Origin of the sequence: Oceanisphaera sp. (assembly GCF_052084945.1) — a bacterium.
In the GTDB taxonomy this organism is placed as follows: domain Bacteria; phylum Pseudomonadota; class Gammaproteobacteria; order Enterobacterales; family Aeromonadaceae; genus Oceanimonas.
On the sequence record NZ_JBQDEX010000033.1, the window covers coordinates 1 to 19,124 of the forward strand.

Annotated in this window: 17 protein-coding genes and 1 tRNA gene; 9 read left to right on the top strand and 9 right to left on the bottom strand. The window is 47.2% G+C overall.

The features are described from left to right. The 7 genes from ACTHY5_RS04785 to ACTHY5_RS04815 form a co-directional block, all read right to left on the bottom strand. A partial coding sequence (locus tag ACTHY5_RS04785) for a hypothetical protein (RefSeq protein ID WP_441877138.1) occupies positions 1 to 202 on the bottom strand: 202 nt, incomplete at its 3' end. Between the two features lie 223 nt (positions 203 to 425). After that, positions 426 to 1,850, bottom strand: a complete 1,425-nt coding sequence (gene lpdA / locus ACTHY5_RS04790; RefSeq protein ID WP_441877141.1) for a dihydrolipoyl dehydrogenase — start codon at positions 1,848 to 1,850, stop codon at positions 426 to 428. Positions 1,851 to 1,999: 149 nt separating this feature from the next. Continuing rightward, entirely contained in the window at positions 2,000 to 3,910 is a 1,911-nt protein-coding gene (gene aceF / locus ACTHY5_RS04795) for a pyruvate dehydrogenase complex dihydrolipoyllysine-residue acetyltransferase (protein WP_441877144.1), read from the bottom strand. A 10-nt stretch (positions 3,911 to 3,920) separates the two neighbouring features. Beyond that, positions 3,921 to 6,581, bottom strand: coding sequence for a pyruvate dehydrogenase (acetyl-transferring), homodimeric type (gene aceE, locus ACTHY5_RS04800; RefSeq protein ID WP_441877147.1), 2,661 nt, complete (start codon positions 6,579 to 6,581; stop codon positions 3,921 to 3,923). A gap of 64 nt (positions 6,582 to 6,645) precedes the next feature. Continuing rightward, a complete protein-coding gene (gene pdhR / locus ACTHY5_RS04805) occupies positions 6,646 to 7,407 on the bottom strand; it encodes a pyruvate dehydrogenase complex transcriptional repressor PdhR (RefSeq protein ID WP_441877150.1) in 762 nt (253 codons plus the stop codon). Between the two features lie 227 nt (positions 7,408 to 7,634). Then, positions 7,635 to 8,477, bottom strand: a complete 843-nt coding sequence (gene nadC / locus ACTHY5_RS04810; protein WP_441877192.1) for a carboxylating nicotinate-nucleotide diphosphorylase — start codon at positions 8,475 to 8,477, stop codon at positions 7,635 to 7,637. A 107-nt stretch (positions 8,478 to 8,584) separates the two neighbouring features. Beyond that, a complete protein-coding gene (locus ACTHY5_RS04815) occupies positions 8,585 to 9,097 on the bottom strand; it encodes a retropepsin-like aspartic protease family protein (RefSeq protein WP_441877153.1) in 513 nt (170 codons plus the stop codon). A 200-nt stretch (positions 9,098 to 9,297) separates the two neighbouring features. Here ACTHY5_RS04815 and ampD point away from each other — a divergent pair, with 200 nt between their 5' ends. The 6 genes from ampD (at position 9,298) to coaE (ending at position 14,953) form a co-directional block, all read left to right on the top strand. Beyond that, entirely contained in the window at positions 9,298 to 9,852 is a 555-nt protein-coding gene (gene ampD, locus ACTHY5_RS04820; protein ID WP_441877156.1) for a 1,6-anhydro-N-acetylmuramyl-L-alanine amidase AmpD, read from the top strand. Between the two features lie 177 nt (positions 9,853 to 10,029). Then, entirely contained in the window at positions 10,030 to 10,455 is a 426-nt protein-coding gene (locus ACTHY5_RS04825; protein WP_441877159.1) for a pilin, read from the top strand. A gap of 3 nt (positions 10,456 to 10,458) precedes the next feature. Then, positions 10,459 to 12,162, top strand: a complete 1,704-nt coding sequence (gene pilB / locus ACTHY5_RS04830) for a type IV-A pilus assembly ATPase PilB (protein ID WP_441877162.1) — start codon at positions 10,459 to 10,461, stop codon at positions 12,160 to 12,162. A 61-nt stretch (positions 12,163 to 12,223) separates the two neighbouring features. Next, entirely contained in the window at positions 12,224 to 13,438 is a 1,215-nt protein-coding gene (locus ACTHY5_RS04835) for a type II secretion system F family protein (protein ID WP_441877165.1), read from the top strand. Between the two features lie 58 nt (positions 13,439 to 13,496). Next, positions 13,497 to 14,354: a prepilin peptidase gene (locus tag ACTHY5_RS04840; RefSeq protein ID WP_441877168.1), complete on the top strand. Its 858-nt coding sequence runs from the start codon at positions 13,497 to 13,499 to the stop codon at positions 14,352 to 14,354. Then, positions 14,351 to 14,953 (top strand): dephospho-CoA kinase, encoded by a 603-nt coding sequence (gene coaE, locus ACTHY5_RS04845; RefSeq protein ID WP_441877170.1) that lies wholly within the window; start codon positions 14,351 to 14,353, stop codon positions 14,951 to 14,953. The genes ACTHY5_RS04840 and coaE overlap by 4 nt, the downstream gene beginning before the upstream one ends. 190 nt (positions 14,954 to 15,143) lie before the next feature. Here the strand turns inward: coaE and ACTHY5_RS04850 are convergent, their stop codons facing one another. Continuing rightward, positions 15,144 to 16,457 carry a M18 family aminopeptidase gene (locus ACTHY5_RS04850; RefSeq protein WP_441877173.1) on the bottom strand — a complete coding sequence of 438 codons (1,314 nt, stop codon included), beginning with the start codon at positions 16,455 to 16,457 and terminating at the stop codon, positions 15,144 to 15,146. A 164-nt stretch (positions 16,458 to 16,621) separates the two neighbouring features. Then, the gene (gene trmB / locus ACTHY5_RS04855; protein ID WP_441877176.1) at positions 16,622 to 17,356 is read right to left on the bottom strand and encodes a tRNA (guanosine(46)-N7)-methyltransferase TrmB; all 735 of its coding nucleotides are present in this window, start codon (positions 17,354 to 17,356) and stop codon (positions 16,622 to 16,624) included. Between the two features lie 257 nt (positions 17,357 to 17,613). Between trmB and mutY the strand changes: the two genes are divergently transcribed. The 3 genes from mutY (at position 17,614) to ACTHY5_RS04870 (ending at position 19,118) form a co-directional block, all read left to right on the top strand. After that, entirely contained in the window at positions 17,614 to 18,675 is a 1,062-nt protein-coding gene (mutY, locus tag ACTHY5_RS04860; RefSeq protein WP_441877178.1) for an A/G-specific adenine glycosylase, read from the top strand. Next, entirely contained in the window at positions 18,672 to 18,947 is a 276-nt protein-coding gene (locus ACTHY5_RS04865) for an oxidative damage protection protein (RefSeq protein WP_441877181.1), read from the top strand. The genes mutY and ACTHY5_RS04865 overlap by 4 nt, the downstream gene beginning before the upstream one ends. A gap of 95 nt (positions 18,948 to 19,042) precedes the next feature. Continuing rightward, positions 19,043 to 19,118: transfer RNA gene (locus tag ACTHY5_RS04870), tRNA-Phe, on the top strand. Positions 19,119 to 19,124: the final 6 nt, after the last annotated feature.

Consider the following 19,124-nt stretch of genomic DNA (forward strand, 5'->3'; position numbering starts at 1 on the left):
GCATATAGTTTTTTTGAAAGAAACGAGCCTTGCTCACCAGCAGGTCAATTTCACCCGCTTTTTCTAATTTGTCTGAACGCTCTAAGACAGAGCTAAGTGAGTAAAAACTCACTGTCGCAGTTATTAACGTAGCCAATAACACCAAAGCAAACCCTAAGGTCAGCTTAGCTCTCACACTTAAATGACCTATTTTAGATAGCATATCTATGTTCTTCCTTGGTCTGTTTATATTCATTAGATACTATATCGGCTTGATGGCGCTAAAGATAAGTATTTGATAACAAGTTAAAGCTGCGCCAAACAAATGCCATAAATTGACGATAGCGTAATCAGCGGTGTTTGCACGGTTTAAAATGAAAAACGTGCTGCTGATAACAAAAACGCCCAGCTTAGGCTGGGCGTTTTTAAACAGTATAAAAAGAAATTTATTTCTTTTTAGCTTTCGCGTTTGGCATATCGGTAATGGAACCTTCAAATACCTCAGCGGCCATTCCCACAGACTCATGCAGAGTTGGGTGAGCATGGATGGTTAATGCGATGTCTTCGGCATCGGCACCCATTTCAATGGCTAAACCAATTTCGCCCAACAACTCACCAGCGTTAGTACCAATAGTGGCACCACCCAGTACACGGTTAGTTTCTTTGTCGAAGATCAGTTTAGTCATACCAAAGGCAGAGTCAGAGGCGATAGCACGGCCTGATGCGGCCCATGGGAAGTTAGCCACTTCCACGTTTAAGCCTTGCTCTTTGGCTTCTTTCTCGGTAACACCTACCCAAGCAACTTCAGGTTCAGTGTAGGCAATAGAAGGGATCACTTTAGGATCAAAGTAGTGCTTCAAGCCAGAGATCACTTCAGCTGCAACGTGACCTTCATGCACCCCTTTATGTGCCAACATAGGTTGACCCACAATATCACCAATAGCGTGAATGTGTGGCACGTTAGTGCGCATTTGCTTGTCGACGCGAATAAAGCCGCGCTCATCCACTTCTATACCAGCTTTTTCTGCATCTAACAGTTTACCATTAGGTACACGGCCAATGGCGACCAAGATAGCGTCGTAAACTGTGGTTTCGCTCGCGCCTTTCTTGTCTTCCATGGTTACGTGAATGCCGTCATCTTTGGCTTCAACAGCAGTAACCTTGGTTTCTAGCTTAAGGTTGAACTTGTCTTTCACCTGTTTGGTGTAGATTTTGATCAAGTCTTTGTCAGCCGCAGGAATAACTTGGTCGAACATTTCAACCACGTCAATCTTAGAGCCGAGCGAGTAGTATACGGTACCCATTTCTAGGCCGATAATACCGCCACCCATGACCAATAACTTTTCGGGTACTTCACGTAATTCTAGTGCGCCGGTTGAATCCCAAACACGTGGATCTTCGTGCGGAATAAAGGGCAACTGGATCGGACGTGAGCCCGCAGCAATAATGGCATTGTCAAAGCTGATGGTAGTCTTACCTTCTTCACCTTCAACTTCTAGGGTGTTAGCGCCGGTAAATTTACCGTAACCGTTAACCACTTTCACTTTACGCATTTTAGCCATGCCACCCAAACCTTGGGTTAGCTGACCAATCACATCGTTTTTGTGGTTACGGACTTTATCTAGATCGACAGTCGGCTCAGCGAAAGTAACGCCGTGGCTGCCCATCATTTTGGCTTCTTCCATTACTTTAGCGACGTGCAATAACGCTTTAGAAGGAATACAACCTACGTTTAAACAAACCCCACCTAGGGTTGAGTAGCGCTCAACCAGTACGGTTTCTAGCCCCAGATCGGCGGCACGGAAAGCAGCTGAATAACCGGCAGGGCCTGAACCCAATACCACAACCTGAGCTTTAATTTCTTGACTCATGGTGACCTCTATTATGATTTTTAGCCCCGTTCAAGCGCTGGCTGCTAAAGCCTAGACTCAATACGACCACACAAATGAAACGAGCTAAAGTTTACTGTTCTGTATTAGAAAAGAAAGTAAAAAGGCGGGCATTTGCCCGCCTTGTCACATTAAAGGGCTAAACGACGAAGGTCATTTAACACACCACTTAGCGTGGTAATGAAACGAGCACCATCGGCGCCGTCAATCACACGGTGGTCATAAGACAGAGCCAGTGGCTGAATTAAGCGAGGCTCAAATTCTTTACCGTTCCAAACTGGCTTAATGCCTGATTTAGATACGCCCAAAATAGCCACTTCAGGTGCGTTCACGATAGGCGTGAACTGAGTGCCACCAATGCCGCCTAACGACGAAATTGTGAAACAACCACCTTGCATGTCGGCGCCTTTTAGCTTGCCTTCACGGGCTTTCTTCGAGATTTCGCCCAGTTCAATAGCCAGCTCACGAATGCCTTTTTTGTTAACATCGCGCACTACAGGTACAACCAAGCCGTTTGGCGTATCAACCGCTACACCAATGTGGATGTACTTTTTCATGATCAGTGATTGTTCGTCGTCTGATAATGAAGAGCAGAACTTCGGATAGGCTTCTAACGCTTTTGCAACGGCCTTCATAATGAAGATCAGCGGAGAAATCTTGTAACCCAGCTTCTGCTTCTCGGCAATGGCATTTTCCGATTTACGGAACGCTTCCAGCTCAGTGATATCGGTTTCGTCAAACTGCGTAACATGCGGGATTTTCACCCAGTTACGGTGCAGGTTAGGGCCCGAGATCTTTTGAATGCGCGTCATGGCAACTTCTTCAACTTCACCAAATTTGGCAAAATCTACTTTTGGCCAGGCCAGTACCGACATACCGCCGCCAGCAACCGCTACACCCGCAGGTTGGCCTGCCACTTGCTTGATAATACCTTTCACATAGCCTTGTACGTCTTCTTTAAGAATACGGCTCTTAGGACCGGTGGCATTAACCTTAGACAGATCCACACCAAATTCACGGGCCAAACGACGTACCACAGGAGTGGCATGTACATAAGCATTGTTCTCAACAAACTCATTTTGAGCAGCGGGTGCCGCTTGAGAAGCTGGTGTTGTTGGCGCTTCGGCTTTAGCAGGTGCAGGAGCTGCGGTTTGGGCTGGTGCGGCTTTTGGCGCTTCAGCTTTGGGAGCTTCACCCGCCACTTCAAATACCATCACTAAGGTTCCGGTATTCACTTTATCGCCCACAGCAATTTTGATTTCTTTAACCACACCCGCAAACGGTGAGGGCACTTCCATTGCCGCTTTGTCGCCTTCTACGTTCAGAATCGACTGTTCAGCTTCAACAGTGTCGCCTACAGCAACCATGACTTCGGTCACTTCAACTTCATCACCGCCAATGTCTGGCAGGTTCACGTCTTTGGCTTGAGCCTCAGCAGGAGCCGCTGGTGCCGCAGTAGGTGCGGATTCAGCAGGTGCCGATGCGGCTGGAGCAGATTCACCCGCCACTTCAAACACCATAATTTGTGAACCGGTTTTCACTTGGTCGCCTACCGACACCAAGATTTCAACCACTTTACCTGCAGCAGGTGATGGGATTTCCATAGAAGCCTTATCGCCTTCTACGCCAATCAGTGTCTGCTCTTCTTCAATCACATCGCCTACAGCAACGTTGATTTCAGTCACTTCAACTTCGTCATCACCAATATCAGGCACAGCCACTTCTTGGCGAGAAGCGCTGGCAGGAGCCCCACTTTCTGCTTTAGCAGCAGGGGCTTGCTCTTGCTCAGCTGGGGCGGCAGCGCCGCCCTCTTCTGCTTCAAAAACCATAATTAATGAACCGGTATTAATACCGTCACCAATGGCCACTTTAATTTCTTTAACCACACCCGCGCTGGGGGCCGGTATTTCCATGGAGGCTTTATCACCTTCCACGGTGAGTAGTGACTGTTCTTCTTCTACACGGTCGCCTACGGCAACCATGATTTCGGTCACTTCTACCTCGTCTGCGCCGATATCTGGCACCAGAATATCTTTAGACATGTATTACCCCTTATGCGTACAGCGGGTTGATCTTATCAGCGTCGATACCGTATTTCGTAATGGCATCAGCAACTACTTTTTTGTCAATCGTGCCTTGCTTGGCCAACTCGGTCAGTGCAGCAAGTACGATGTACTCTTTGTTGACTTCAAAGTGACGACGCAAGTTATCACGACTGTCTGAACGACCAAAACCATCAGTACCCAGTACTTTGTAGCTTTCTGACGGCATGAAGGCGCGCACTTGTTCTGCGTAGTTCTTCATGTAGTCGGTGGCCGCAATGGCAGGCTCGCTACCCATTACTTGAGCGATGTAAGGTACACGCGCTTCTTCAGTTGGGTGCAGCATGTTCCAGCGCTCAACGTCTTGACCGTCACGGGTCAGTTCGTTGAATGAAGGCACACTGTATACGTCTGAACCAATGCCGTACTCTTCAGAAAGAATAGCAGCAGCGTCACGTACGTCAGTTAAAATGGTGCCTGAGCCCATCAACTGAACCTTACCTTTATCACCGGCAACTGTATCTAGCTTGTAGATACCCTTGCGAATACCTTCTTCTACGCCTTCTGGCATAGCTGGCTGATGGTAGTTTTCGTTCAGCGTGGTGATGTAGTAGTAAACATTTTCTGGGTTTTCGCCGTACATACGACGTAAGCCATCTTGTACAATGACTGCTACTTCGTATACATAGGTCGGATCGTAGGTTATGCAGTTCGGAATAACACTGGCTTGAATATGGCTATGGCCATCTTCGTGCTGTAGACCTTCACCGTTTAGCGTTGTACGACCAGAAGTACCACCAATCATAAAGCCACGGGCCTGTTGGTCACCGGCCGCCCAGCACAAGTCGCCCACACGTTGGAAACCGAACATCGAGTAGTAGATGTAGAACGGAATCATTGGGAAGTCGTTAGTGCTGTAAGAAGTAGCGGCAGCTAACCATGAAGAAGTTGCACCCAGCTCGTTGATACCTTCTTGCAGTACCTGACCTTTGATGTCTTCTTTGTAGTAAGCCACTTGCTCGCGGTCTTGCGGCGTATATTGCTGACCGTTCGGGCTGTAAATACCGATTTGGCGGAACAGACCTTCCATACCAAAGGTACGGGCTTCATCGGCCAAAATCGGCACAATGCGCTTACCAATGGACTTGTTCTTCAGCATGACGTTTAAGGCACGCACAAAGGCCATTGTGGTCGATACTTCACGCTTTTGCTCACCCAGCAGTGATTCAAACTCAGACAGCTCAGGAATTTGCAGTTTGTCTGTGCTTTGCTCTAAGCGCTGTGGCACATAGCCTTTCAGGGCTTTACGACGCGTGTGCAGGTATTCGTGCTCACGGGTGCCTTCTTTAATTTCAATGTAAGGCAGATCCGCGATGTCGTCATCGCTTACTTCTAGATTGAAACGGTCACGGAAGTGTTTAACTGCCGACATATCCATGTTTTTAACTTGGTGGGCAATGTTCTTGCCTTCAGCCGCGTCACCCATGCCGTAACCTTTGATGGTTTTGGCCAGAATAACCGTTGGCTTGCCTTTGGTTTCGGCAGCGTTTTTGTATGCAGCATACATTTTCGCCGGATCGTGACCACCACGGTTAAGAGAGAAAATCTCTTCGTCGGTCATATCTTTAACCAACTCGAGCGTTTCTGGGTACTTACCGAAGAAGTGCTCACGTACATAAGCACCGTCTTTAGACTTAAAGGTTTGGTAATCGCCGTCTACGGTTTCGTTCATTAGTTGAACCAGCTTGCCGCTCTTATCTTTCTCGATAAGCTCGTCCCAACGGCGGCCCCAAATCACTTTAACCACGTTCCAGCCAGCACCGTTAAAGATACCGTCTAGTTCGTCGATGATTTTACCGTTACCAATAACAGGGCCATCTAGACGCTGTAGGTTACAGTTGATGATAAAGCACAGGTTATCTAGCTTCTCACGAGCCGCAATGGTGATCACACCTTTGGATTCTGGCTCATCCATCTCACCGTCGCCTAGGTAGGCGTATACGCGCTGCTCAGAGCAGTCTTTTAGGCCACGGTTGGTTAAATACTTCAAGAAACGTGCTTGATAGATGGCGTTTAGTGGACCCAAGCCCATTGATACGGTTGGGAACTGCCAAAAGTCAGGCATCAGTTTCGGGTGCGGATAAGAAGGAATACCTTTGCCGTCTACTTCTTGACGGAACATATCCAACTGATCAGCCGTTAAGCGGCCTTCTGCAAAGGCACGGGCGTAGATACCTGGCGAGATGTGACCTTGGAAGAATACCAAGTCGCCGCCGTCTTTTTCGTTGGGCGCGCGGTAGAAGTGGTTGAAGCCCACTTCGTACATGGTGGCACTGGACGAGTAAGAAGCCATGTGGCCGCCTAGGTCCAAGTCTTTTCTTGAAGCGCGCAGTACGATCATCACTGAGTTCCAGCGGATAATAGCGCGGATACGACGTTCCAGATCCCAGTTACCCGGATACTCAGGCTCGTCTCCAGACTTAATGCTGTTTACGTAGTCTGAGTGGGCATTTCTGGCCACAGCAACACCGGATTTAATGGCTTTAGTGGTGAGACGCTCATAAATATATTGTGCGCGCTCAGGTCCTTCTTGACGGATCAACGATTCAAGAGAGTCTAACCACTCTTGAGTTTCTATTGAATCCACATCATTGTTCAGGATATCAGACATGGCTGTTTCCTATCTCGTTTGGGGCACCTGCCCATGGGTTCATCATTGCCGAAGGCATTGTTTGTTATTCCTGCTGCCGATTGCGACGTAAAGAGCGCTGAATACGGCTTTCTTCACGCTCAATGTTAAGCAAGGTTTCTTCAATAAAGGCCAAATGCTCATGACAAGCGTCTCTGGCCTGCTCCGGCTCGCGTGACAGTATGCATTGGATTAAATTCGCGCGATGCACTCGTATTTTTTCCACCATACCGGCGCGCCGGTTTAAAATTTTGATATTGCGCAAGATACTCGACTCTAGCATCGGCTGAATGGCGCGCAACAAGTGTAATAACACCACGTTGTGGGCCGCCGCAGCGACTGCAATATAAAATTCGGCAGCGGCTTTGGCTTCAGCTGGCAAATCGCCCAGCTCTTGAGCTTGCACGATAGCCTGTTGCGCCCCACGAATGATATCAAAGTCGGCTTCATTGCCGCGCATGGCAGCATAAAACGCAGAGATACCCTCCATGGTATGGCGAAACTCCAGCAAGTCATATTGTGACTCTGGGTGCTCCGCCAATAACTGAAACAAGGGGTCAGCTAATCCCTTAGTAAGAGCATTTTGCACATAGGTGCCGCCGCCCTGACGTCGAGATACCAACCCTCTAGCTTCTAACAGCTGAATGGCCTCTCGTACCGACGGACGCGATACCGCGTACTGTTCGGCAAGTTCACGCTCGGGCGGCAATCGCTGACCGGGCTGTAAGCTACCTTCCACTATCATCTGCTCTATTTTGGCAGCGATAGTGTCGGCGAGTTTAGGCTGTTTAATACGCTGATTCGACATTTAATCCGTCTTAATATTGGTAAGACCAATTGACACTGTTAAAAAAAGGTATCATTGCGTGGATAAAATGTCCAACAAATTAATAGTTATTGCACACAATAGCCGATAAATTAACCAAAAACTAGATGTCGAAATACAGCGCCGAGCGCCCGGCGCCAAGCACCAAGCTTAAAGCAAAAAAACCGGTGTTTATCTTTAACTTGGTGCTTGGCGCTTGGTGCTATGCCTTACCCTTCCACTCGTAGTGACAGATCCAATGCCTGTATGTGCTTGGTGAGAGCACCCACCGAAATAAAGTCGACACCGGTGGCGGCAAAGCCAGCTATGGTGCTTAGAGTGACGTTACCCGAGACTTCTAATTGCGCACGGCCATCACTAATAGCAACGGCGGTGCGCATATCTTCAGTGGTAAAATTATCGATCATAATAATATCGGCACCCGCATCTAGCGCCTGCTCCAGCTCGGCCAATGATTCCACTTCCACCTCTACCGGTTTTTCGGGCTGTAAGCGGCGTGCCTCAGCGATAGCTTTATCAATTCCCCCACAAGCAAAGATGTGGTTTTCTTTGATCAAATAAGCATCATAAAGCCCCATCCGATGATTAAGGCCGCCGCCACAGGTCACCGCATATTTAAGCGCATGACGTAATCCGGGCAAGGTTTTTCGGGTGTCTAATAAACGACATTGGGTGCCGGCTAATTGTGCGACATAGCGCTGAGTGACAGTAGCGACTGCCGACAGCGTTTGAATAAAGTTAAGCGCCGTGCGCTCTCCCGTCATAATGGCGCGCGCCGGACCTATGAGTGTTAATAGCCTTTGATCGGCCACTACCGCATCACCATCGGCCACCTGCCAGTTTAGCGTCACCTCGCCCCCGAGTTGCAAAAAGGCTTCTTCTGCAAAAGCGCGACCACAAAAAACGCCTGCTTCTCGGGTAATTAAATGCGCGGTTACCTGTTGTTGCTCAGGCAACAATTGGGCGGTAATGTCTCGAGTGGGGTCCAAGGTCCCACCTAAGTCTTCACTGAGTGCGGCTGTGACATTAAAACGAACTTCTTGCTCTAACATAGAGTGTGCTGGTTCTGCATGGTGCATTGTTATTCAACCTATCATTCACTGTTTATAATTAGCTCTTTAAAGGAGCCTTGAGCTATCAAGCTAAATTTTTCTTTAGCCTAGCGCCGTATGATCATTTGCCCCTCTCGCTGGGTTAACTCAAACAGGCGCAGTACATTCATACCTAATAACACTTCATTATTATCAGCAGGCATAATGACGGCGCTAACATCCGTTAATGTAAAGGGCCCTAACGCCAGAGATTTTATCTGAGTACGATAGCCCGTCACTTGGCCTGCGGCTGTATTGAGCCTAATCGGTTGGCCTACCGCTAATGCTAATTCATCAGCAAGCATCTCAGGTACTGCCACTAAAGAAGCGCCGGTATCGAGTAAAAACACCACCGCCTTATTATTAAGGGTGCCACTGGCAAGGTAATGTCCTTGACGGTTTTGCTTTAGCAGCATGGCTTGGCGATCTTGCTCATTTAGTACCTGCACTTGCTGGTTAGGGTTATGGCGGCTAGCGGCTCTTTGTTGAAAGTACCAAGTCAGTAATGCCAGCGCCAGCCCCCAAGCCAGCAACCACATTATGGTTCCTAAACGGCGCTGCATGTTTGCTCCATTACTCATCTGCTCGCCCCTTAATAAGCATATAATTTGATAAGCCGCGTCACGCGACAGGCCTTAGGTTATCTAACGCTGCACCTTATACAGTGGCCTGTCTCATCAGTCATGGCTTAAAACTGGTAGCTCATTCACTTGCCCACTGGCCATTAAGACTCTTAGTATACCGCCAAGCTTCTTCTTATATATGGCAATTAGGTATCAATATGACTCACAAATCCGCCCTTTGCATTAATGCCGAGCATTGGCTTAGCCCCGCTCGTTATTGTCCCTCACCTCATTATGATGACAGACCCGACGGCGAAGTGTCGCTTTTAGTGGTGCACAGCATTAGCTTACCGCCAGCGCAATACGGGGGGCCTTATATTGATCAACTGTTTTTAGGCACCCTAAACCCAGAACACGATCCTTATTTTGCCAGCATTCATCAACTAGGTGTCTCGGCCCATTGCTTAATTCGCCGAGACGGCGAGTTGGTGCAATATGTCGCTTTTAATAAACGGGCTTGGCACGCAGGGCAATCTCGTTTTAATGGCCGTGAACGTTGTAATGACTTTGCGATTGGTATTGAGTTAGAAGGAACAGATACCGATACCTTTACTGAGGCACAGTATCAGCAGCTCACCCAAGTCACTCAGCTATTACAAGCTAGGTATCCCGCTATTACAGCACAGCATATTGTTGGTCACAGCGATATTGCCCCTGGCCGTAAAACCGACCCCGGCTGTGGTTTTTGTTGGGATTTTCTTAACGATCTATAACGAAAAACGAGCAGCGTAAACCAAGCTACTGATTGAGTTGACGGTTTATGACTGCACATTTATGGCGCCCTAAACTGGCTATTTATTCGCCAGCTTAGGGTTTCATTGCTATACCTAATAACAGGACATTTTATTATTCCAGCTACCTAAGCTGCTTTATCAGTCAAGGATGACTCTATGAAGAAGCATTTAACTAATCCTGTTATTAATGGCTTTACGCTTATTGAGTTAATGATAGTGGTCGCTATTGTTGCCATTTTGGCGGCGGTGGCGCTTCCCAGCTATCAAACTTATACCAAGCGCGCCAAATTTACTGAAGTGATTGCTGCCACAGGGCCGGCTAAAACCGCCATTGAGATATGTCAGCAAACCGGAGGTTCAGACTGCACCACAGCGGGCAACAATGTGTTGCCCACAGCCTTTGATGGTTTGGTTAGCAATATCATAGTAACCGCTAACGATAATACCGCAGGCCCTTGGACGATTACCGCTACCGGCACCAATTTAGTAGATAGCGAAACCTTTATTTTAATAGGTACTCTTGCTAACAATCGTATTACCTGGCAAACATCTGGCAGTTGTGTTGCTGCGGGCTTGTGTTGAGTTATGGGCAGCCCACAGCAATACAGCGGTTTAGCCAGAAGCTTGTTAGAGGCTTCACAGCTGACTGCACAGCAACTGGATCAAGCCGTCACTCAAGCGGCTCAAGAAAGTAAGCCGCTCAGTCGGGTGTTAGTCGAGCGACAGTTCTTATCGAGTGAGCAGTTAACGCAGTTTTGTAAACAGACCTATCACTTGCCGGTCTTTGATTTAAGCAATATCCAACCCAATGCTTTACCGCCTCAATATCTGAGTATGGATCTGATTGAGCGCCACTGTGCGCTACCGCTTTTCTTAAAAAACAATATTTTATACTTAGCACTGTCTGATCCCACCAATATGACGGCATTAGATGACTTTAGTTTTCGCTTTAACTTGATAACCGATGCACAACTGGTAGATGAAGCGCAGCTTTCCCTACTGCTTAAACAATTACAGCAGGGCGAGGACAATCACTTGGTTGATCTTGAGCAAATAGAAACTGACGATCTCCAACACTTAACGCTCACCGATGACACCACTCAAAGCACACTAGGCAGCCAAGACGATGATGCGCCCATTGTGCGCTATATCTATAAAATTATGTTAGAGGCCGTTAATTGCTTGGCGTCCGATATTCACTTTGAGCCTTATGAGCGCTTTTACCGCATTCGGTTTCGTATAGACGGTCTACTGCACGATTTTGCTTCTGCCCCCATCAGTTACGCAAACCGATTTGCCGCGCGCCTTAAAGTGATGGCGCAATTAGATATCTCTGAACGGCGCCTACCCCAGGATGGCCGGATGAAACTGCAACTACCTCACCATACTACCATTGATATGCGCATCAGTAGCTTGCCCATTCAGGCTGGTGAAAAAATTGTACTGCGCTTACTCGACAGCTCCGCCATCAAATTAGACATTAACCAACTAGGCTTCAACGAGCGGCAAAAGCAACAATACTTAACCGCTCTTAACCAATCTCAAGGCATGATTTTAGCCACAGGCCCAACAGGCTCAGGAAAGACCGTATCGTTGTACACAGGTTTAAGCATTCTTAATACGGTAAGCACCAATATTTCAACGGCTGAAGATCCAGTAGAAATTATTATGCCTGGCATTAATCAGCTACAAGTAAACCCCAAAATTGGCCTTAGTTTTGCCCATGCACTGCGCGCTTTTTTAAGACAAGATCCCGATATTATTATGGTAGGGGAAATACGGGATTTAGAAACGGCAGAAATTGCCGTCAAGGCCGCGCAAACCGGGCACTTAGTATTATCGACGCTACATACTAACTCTGCTACCGAAACCCTGACTCGTCTGAGTAATATGGGGTTAGCTGCGTATAATATTGCCTCGTCGGTTAATCTTATTATTGCCCAGCGCTTAGCACGAAAATTATGCCCTCACTGCAAAGAGCCAGAATTACTAAACGAGCAACAACTTGTACAGCTAGCAATAGATGAAGATTCGGCACAAACACAAACTATTTATCACGCTAATGGCTGCACCTTATGTACCGATGGTTACAAAGGTCGCACTGGTGTTTATGAGGTACTGCCCATGAATGACACCTTAGCAGACTTAATTATTAACGGTGCCGACTCTCTTACCCTTGCCCGTGCCGCACAATCTGCCGGCTTACTTACTCTAAGGCAATCGGCACTTAATAAAGTACAAGCCGGCATCATTAGCCTAGCAGAAGCCAACCGCATTACCGATCAGTAGCTTATAATCAATATTGGCGTTACAGAAAGACAGTGCGGCATTGTCAATAATGGAGGGTAAAATGGCGGAGCAGTATCATACTTATTGCTGGCAAGGCATTAACCCGCAAGGGCAAAAAATGAGTGGAGAGATACAAGAAACAAGCCTAGTGGCCGTAAAATATCAACTACAGCGTCAAGGCATTACTATCATTAAGCTACAACGCCAGCGAGAGAGCTTATTACGCCGTTATCAACATAGAATTAAAGCTAAAGATATTGCGATTATGAGCCGCCAACTGGCCACTATGTTAGGTGCTGGTGTGCCTTTAGTACAAAGCCTACAACTTATTGCCCGCTCAACGCCTAAAAGCCAAATGCAGCGGCTCATCAATCGTTTAGCGCAAGATGTAGAAAACGGCACGCCATTATCAAGCGCCCTCAAAACACACCCACAACAATTTGGTCGTCTCTACTGCAACCTAGTACTGTCAGGTGAACAAACCGGTGCACTCGATCATATTTTTGAGCAAATTGCTCTGTATAGAGAAAAAGCAGAACAGTTAAAATCTAAAATAAAAAAAGCCTTACTCTACCCTACCATGGTGTTGCTGATAGCCGGTATGGTCACCGCTATTTTACTGCTGTTTGTGATCCCCCAGTTTGAAGATATATTCGAAAGTTTTGGCGCTCCTCTGCCGTTATTTACCCAATGGGTGATCGCCGTTTCTCGTGCTCTACACAATTATTGGTTAGCGATGTTAATCGCTATGGCCTTGCTGGTGCTACTTTATCAGCGCTTATGGCGTTACTCGCCCCGTGTACGTCATATCAGTGATCGGTTGTTATTAACACTCCCTATTACCGGTCGCATTGTACGCAAGGCCGCATTAACCGGGTTTGCTCGTACCTTAGCCACTACCTTTTCGGCCGGCATCCCATTAGTGGATGGGCTGTCTGCCGCAGCCGGTGCCTGTGGCAACCGTATTTATCGAGATGCCACACTGCAAGTACGAGATCATGTTATTGCAGGCATGCCAATGAATACCGCACTACGTGGCACACTGTTATTTCCAGATAGAGTGATACAGATGGTCACTATAGGCGAGGAAACTGGCGCCATAGATAGCATGATGAATAAAGTGGCCGCCCTATATGAGCAAGAAGTAGATGATGCCATAGCAGGGCTTACCAGCTTAATTGAGCCACTGATGATGCTGATATTGGGCATATTAGTCGGTGGTTTGGTGATTGCCATGTATCTTCCTATCTTTGATTTAGGTAATGTGATTCGCTAAACGCTTATTACTACTTGCTTAACTTAAGCTGCTCGCTATCGTTCACAAAGGCATTGACATGGCTGCGTTACAAAATATCGACCCTTTCTTTTTATACTTTATTATTACACTGTTTGGCTTACTGGTTGGCAGTTTTTTAAATGTGGTGATCTACCGACTTCCTGTGATGCTAAAGCGCCAGTGGCAGCAAGAATGCGCTGAGTTTAGTGGCAACTCCATGCCTGAGCAGCCCCCATTTAACCTAAACACCCCCCGCTCACGCTGCCAATCTTGCCAGCAGCCATTAAACGTACGCAATAATATTCCCCTATTAAGCTGGTTATTATTAGGTGGGCGCTGTCGCTACTGCAAAGCTGCTATCTCTAAACGTTATCCAGCTATCGAATTTATCACAGCTCTATTATCCGCGCTTGCCGTATGGCGCTTTGGTGCCAGCCCCCAGCTTATTGCAGCTTTGTTACTGAGCTGGACTTTATTGTGCATGACCATGATCGACATTGATCACCTGCTCTTACCCGATAACCTCACCTTGCCCTTATTATGGGTAGGCCTGCTGATTAATATTAATAGCCTGTTTATTGCACTACCCGATGCGGTGATCGGTGCTGCTGTCGGTTACGGTATTTTATGGAGCTTATACTGGTTATTTAAGCTGGCCACCGGCAAAGAAGGCATGGGCTATGGTGACTTTAAATTACTCGCCGCATTGGGAGCTTGGTTTGGCTGGCAAGCACTCTTACCCATTATATTAATTTCATCTATTAGCGGGTTGCTACTGGCCTTAATACTAATGGCTAATAAACGATTAAGTACCGAATTAGCGATGCCGTTTGGCCCAGCCCTTGCATTAGGGGGCTGGGTGTATTTAATGTGGGGGGAGCAACTACTAAACGGTTATTGGAGCTTAGTATTATGACGTATATTGTTGGCGTAACAGGCGGTATTGGCAGTGGTAAAACCACTGTGGCCAATGTGTTTGCAGAACAAGGCATTACTGTTGTGGATGCTGATGTGATAGCCCGTGAGGTCGTCGCGGTAGGCGAGCCGGTATTGGACGCCATTGGCGCCTATTTTGGCCCAGAAGTCATTGCAGAAGATGGCAGCTTAAACAGAGCTGAATTACGACAGCGCATCTTTGCAAGCTCCGCGCATCGTCATTGGCTAGAGGCTCTACTACATCCACTTATTCGTGAGCGCATGATCAAAGACTGTCAACTTGCCCCATCAGCATATTGCTTATTAGTGGTGCCGCTGTTGGTGGAAAATAAATTAACGGAGCTATGCGACCGAGTATTAGTCATAGATGTGGAGCCAGAGCTACAAATAGCGCGTACCACGGCGCGAGACAAGACAAGTGAAGAGCAAGTTAAAGCCATTATGGATAGCCAAGCTAGTCGCGAGGATCGCTTGGCGGCTGCCGATGACATAATTGATAATAACAGCCAAGATATCAATCAAGCCAAAGCCGCCATACTGCAATTACATAAGCAGTATTTAGCTTTGGCGAAGGCCTAGCGAGTAAAAATATCATCATCACCAAACAAATAGGGTCAACTTGCTTTAGATAAGCATATTGCCCCTCTTTAATTGTGCCTCTGTTAGCCACGAATCCAAACAAGAATGGATGCGAGAATATTCAGTGTTTTCTTTAGAGCGACGCTTGGTGCTAGGCCTGCGAGCTTGCCTTTAACTTACAACTTACCGCTTAGTCTCCTTCCCACTCGTAAATAAAGGCCTGTAGCGCTTGGCTTAAATACCAAGCATCTTTGCTGCCGGCGGTTTCACGAATAGAGTGCATAGACCATTGGGGCGCGCCAACATCTACCACACGCACCCCTAATTTAGTGCCAGCAATAGGCCCTATAGTACTGCCGCAGCCCATGTCTGAGCGCACCACAAAATGTTGATAAGGCACTTTGGCCATATCACAGAAACTGCTAAACAAGGCACTGGTTTCAGAGCTGGTGGCATAACGCTGATTAGCATTCACTTTGATGACGGGGCCGGCATTTATTTTTGGCCCATGGTTATCATCATGCTTATCAGCATAATTAGGGTGAATGGCGTGGGCATTATCGCAGGAAATAAGCAAAGATTGCGCTATCATGCGCTGATATTGCTGTTCGTTGCCACTTAAACGGCGCAAGATACTTTCTAAAAATGGGCCTTCGGCACCAATAGCAGAAGCACTGCCCACTTCTTCATGATCGTTACACACCAATAATGAAGTCGCCGCTTGAGGCTGCTGATGAGAATGCAACAAGGCCTTTAATCCGGTATAGCAAGATAATAAATTATCGAGACGCGCCGAACTAATAAACTCTTGATCTAAACCAACTAATGCCGGAGGCTGGGTATCATAAAAGCACAAATCATAATCTATAACATCAGCCACAGAATGCCCAGCATCGCGCAGCCAAGTAGCAAGCAAGCTACGCAATACTAGGCTTGGGCTACCAGTCTCACTCATATCAACACCCAAAATAGGCGGTAGGTGTAACTGAGCATTAACAGTAGAACTTTTATTTGCTTCGCGGTTTAAATGAATAGCCAGTGACGGAATAATGGCAATCGGCTGCTTTATATCAAGCAGTGCTGAGGTTAACTGACCTGCTTCATTACGAAAATGTATTTGTCCGGCAAGAGATAAGTCACGGTCAAACCAAGGGTGTAATAATACTCCACCGTAAACCTCAACGCCCAACTGCAAGCAACCTTGGCGTAGCAGCTCAGCTTTAGGCTTCACTTTTAAACACGGGCTGTCGGTGTGCGCGCCCATCATACGCACCCCAGTGTCTGCCACCGGCTGTTCGCCTAAGCGAAAGGCAATAATCGAGCGAGCACCGCGGGTTACCCAGTAGCCCTGGCCTGGCGTTAACTGCCACTCTTCGCTTTCATTTAATGCTTGATAACCGGCCTTGGCTAACTGCTTCTCCATCATTAATACCGCATGCGCTGGACTAGGAGAGGCATGTAGAAAGTCAATTAAACCCTGGTTAAACTCTGTTTGTTCAGTCACTTATCACCTCGAAAAAGCTGATAGCTGTCGGCCATAAGCTATCAGCAAAAAAAGAAAAGACCACTTTTGTAGAAGCCGCTTTAACAGTCAGCCTGTATTAGCTGGATAGCTTGTTGCTATTGACCTTAACTGACAGCTTACGGCTTATCGCTCCCCAATGGGGTCTAAGCGATGCGCGTAAAGATCAAGTCCCATACACCATGCCCTAAACGATGTCCGCGCTGCTCAAATTTAGTTAACGGACGATAGTCTGGGCGCGGCATATAATCGCCTGTTGTGGCTGCATTAGCGTAACCTGGGGCCGCATTCATCACCTCTAACATGTGTTCAGCGTAATTCTCCCAGTCTGTTGCCATATGGAACTCACCGCCAATTTTTAGCTTACTACGGAGCATTTCCACAAAGGCGGGCTGTACAATACGGCGTTTATGATGACGCGCTTTATGCCAAGGATCAGGAAAAAATAGCTGCACGCGATCCAAGCTTTGCTCAGGCAACATGTGCTCAAAGACTTCAACCGCATCGTGACACATCACCCGCAAATTCGTCAGCTTGGCTTCAGCCGCTCCCATTAAACAAGCCCCAACGCCTGGGGTGTGAACCTCAATACCGATATAGTCCAGCTGAGGTGCAACACGGGCCATCTCTACTAATGAGCCCCCCATGCCAAAGCCAATTTCTAATACTCGTGGCGCCGAGCGTTTAAACTCAGCATCTAAGTTGAGCAATTCTGGCTTATATTCAATGCCCATAATAGGCCATTGCTGAGCCATGGCATTTTCTTGGCCTTTGGTTAAACGGCCTTCGCGGCGTACAAAGCTACGAATCTTACGTTTGCGCAATTCTTGCTCAGTTTGCTCAGCCTGTTCGATGGGCTTGGCATGCTGTTGATCTGTCATTCATGTTCTCCGAGACTTAACTGCGTGAGCGCTTTTAGGTTAAGCCTAATGTGCCATTAAAAGTGTGCTAAATATTCGTGATATATGCAGATTTTAAGTGGTTGAAACACAGATTGCGACTGCTGCGCTATTTTATCTGTGGATATAGTTTTATCAAGATTGTTACATGTCAGATAGCAAAGCACCACACGGCCCTATTTGCACTCAGCACCCCACTGTGGTCTGATCAACATATTCTGTTTAAATTAGCTATTATTGTGAATACAGCCTCTTTTGCTCAGCGAGTACTAAGCTGGTACCAAGTGCACGGTCGTAAAACATTGCCTTGGCAGCAGCATAAAACACCTTATCGGGTATGGGTTTCAGAAATAATGTTACAGCAAACCCAAGTAGTAACCGTTATTCCCTATTACGAACGCTTTATGGCCCGCTTTCCTGATGTACTGAGTTTAGCCAATGCCGAACCAGATGAAGTACTGCACCTTTGGACTGGCCTTGGCTATTATGCCCGTGCTCGTAATTTACATAAAGCGGCACAAACCATTCGTGATCATTATCAGGGCCACTTTCCTGAACAGTTTTCAGACGTATTAGGCTTACCCGGCATAGGTCGCTCTACGGCAGGCGCAATCTTGTCTTTATCGCTAGGGCAACACCACGGCATTTTAGATGGCAACGTCAAACGCGTATTGGCACGCTGGCAAGCGCAACAAGGCTGGCCAGGTAAAAAAGACGTCGAAAATTCACTATGGCAAACAGTAGAGCAGTTAACCCCTCAACAGGGCGTTACCCAATATAATCAAGCGATGATGGACTTGGGCGCCACTATTTGCACGCGCTCTAAACCCCAATGTGAGCTTTGCCCGGTACAAGCTGATTGTCAGGCACTGGCGCTAGGCACTCCTAGCGCTTTTCCACACTCAAAGCCAAAAAAAATCGTACAACCAGAAAAGCAGGCCTATTTTTTGTTACTGAAACAGGGCCAACAGATATTATTAGTACAGCGTCCACCACAAGGTATTTGGGGTGGTTTATATTGTTTTCCTGAGTTTAAAGACAAACTTGAACTCACACACTGGCTTAAGCGCTACCCCGACGCCACTAAACCTATTGCGCTACCTGGTTTTCGTCATACATTTAGTCATTTTCATCTCGATATTACCCCATGGTTAGTAGAATTACCTGAGATCCCTCACGAGATCATGGCCGGAGCACAACGACTTTGGTATAACTTGGAACAACCCGCATCGGTTGGCTTGGCAGCAGCCACCAAAAAACTGCTTGCCTACCCACAATTGCAAAAGAGGAACCACGAATGAGCCGTACTATTTTTTGTCAGCGTTTACAAAAAGATGCCGAAGGTCTAGATTTTCAGCTTTACCCTGGAGAATTGGGTAAACGTATTTATGACAACATTTCCAAAGAAGCTTGGGCCGCTTGGCAACACAAGCAAACCATGTTGATTAACGAAAAAAAGCTTAACATGATGAATGCCGAACACAGGCAATTACTAGAGCAAGAAATGGTTGCCTACCTGTTTGAAGGTGCAGAAGTAAAGGTAGACGGTTACACTCCGCCAAGCGAAGAGTAAAACAGCAAACTGCTCAAGGCTTGAGCAATCAAGCTTGGGCCTTTTAAATAGCGGTTGACTTAATAGGGGCAATCTTATTAAATAGCGCTCCGTTAGCCCGGATAGCTCAGTCGGTAGAGCAGAGGATTGAAAATCCTCGTGTCGGCGGTTCGATTCCGTCTCCGGGCACCATATTAA

Bases quoted from the DNA above. Each gene is read 5' to 3' on its own strand.
- lpdA (WP_441877141.1), bottom strand. From the start codon at position 1,850: ATGAGTCAAGAAATTAAAGCTCAGGTTGTGGTATTGGGTTCAGGCCCT.
- aceF (WP_441877144.1), bottom strand. From the start codon at position 3,910: ATGTCTAAAGATATTCTGGTGCCAGATATCGGCGCAGACGAGGTAGAA.
- aceE (WP_441877147.1), bottom strand. From the start codon at position 6,581: ATGTCTGATATCCTGAACAATGATGTGGATTCAATAGAAACTCAAGAG.
- pdhR (WP_441877150.1), bottom strand. From the start codon at position 7,407: ATGTCGAATCAGCGTATTAAACAGCCTAAACTCGCCGACACTATCGCT.
- nadC (WP_441877192.1), bottom strand. From the start codon at position 8,477: ATGTTAGAGCAAGAAGTTCGTTTTAATGTCACAGCCGCACTCAGTGAA.
- ACTHY5_RS04815 (WP_441877153.1), bottom strand. From the start codon at position 9,097: ATGAGTAATGGAGCAAACATGCAGCGCCGTTTAGGAACCATAATGTGG.
- ampD (WP_441877156.1), top strand. From the start codon at position 9,298: ATGACTCACAAATCCGCCCTTTGCATTAATGCCGAGCATTGGCTTAGC.
- ACTHY5_RS04825 (WP_441877159.1), top strand. From the start codon at position 10,030: ATGAAGAAGCATTTAACTAATCCTGTTATTAATGGCTTTACGCTTATT.
- pilB (WP_441877162.1), top strand. From the start codon at position 10,459: ATGGGCAGCCCACAGCAATACAGCGGTTTAGCCAGAAGCTTGTTAGAG.
- ACTHY5_RS04835 (WP_441877165.1), top strand. From the start codon at position 12,224: ATGGCGGAGCAGTATCATACTTATTGCTGGCAAGGCATTAACCCGCAA.
- ACTHY5_RS04840 (WP_441877168.1), top strand. From the start codon at position 13,497: ATGGCTGCGTTACAAAATATCGACCCTTTCTTTTTATACTTTATTATT.
- coaE (WP_441877170.1), top strand. From the start codon at position 14,351: ATGACGTATATTGTTGGCGTAACAGGCGGTATTGGCAGTGGTAAAACC.
- trmB (WP_441877176.1), bottom strand. From the start codon at position 17,356: ATGACAGATCAACAGCATGCCAAGCCCATCGAACAGGCTGAGCAAACT.
- ACTHY5_RS04865 (WP_441877181.1), top strand. From the start codon at position 18,672: ATGAGCCGTACTATTTTTTGTCAGCGTTTACAAAAAGATGCCGAAGGT.